At 64.4% G+C, this 568-nt stretch carries 1 protein-coding gene; it reads right to left on the bottom strand.

Annotation, left to right across the window (positions count from 1 at the left end):
- The coding region (locus BLX41_RS31855; protein WP_259745450.1) for a DUF2345 domain-containing protein at positions 1 to 568 on the bottom strand (568 nt) is incomplete at both ends.

Here is a 568-nt window from a genome sequence, read left to right as displayed (position 1 = left end):
CTGCTTGAGCTTGAAGCGCCTCTGGGTATCGCCCACGTTGAAGTTCGGCAACTGCGCCGCAAGGCTGGCCCCGCCGACGAGGCTGTGCTTGGCCGCCTTGACCGTAAAATTCCCCGGCATGCCCAGCTCGATATTGCCGCCCTTGAGCGTCAGGTAGGCTCCGCCGCACATCAGGGTGATGTGCTCCTTGGCAGACACCAGCACGTGCTGCTTGCTTGCACTGACTTCCACGCTCTGGTCCGCCTCCAGGCGAATGCTGTTCTGTTGCGCCTGCAACAACATCGGCCCCTGGTGGGTGATGTGGCGCATCTCGCCACTCTGGGCGAACAGGCCCAGGTCGGTACCGGCATTGACCACGAATTTCTGCCCCGAGGTGAGCTGCTGATTCTGCTGGGCGACGCTGTCGATATGCTCGCCCGCCGCCAGGGTGACGCTTTGGGGAGACACCGCGGCGATGCCCGCCTGGCCACTCAGGGCAATGGCCGGGTGGCCGCCGTTGTTCTGCTGCGACTCGTCGTTGGCGCCATGCCCCAGGTCGCGCACCGCTTCGCTGAGGGTTTTTTGTGGC

It is taken from the genome of Pseudomonas protegens (assembly GCF_003732485.1).
Taxonomy (GTDB): Bacteria; Pseudomonadota; Gammaproteobacteria; order Pseudomonadales; family Pseudomonadaceae; genus Aquipseudomonas; species Aquipseudomonas protegens_B.
Note: the sequence above shows the minus strand (reverse complement) of the source record. Positions and strands in the feature narration are given on the sequence as shown.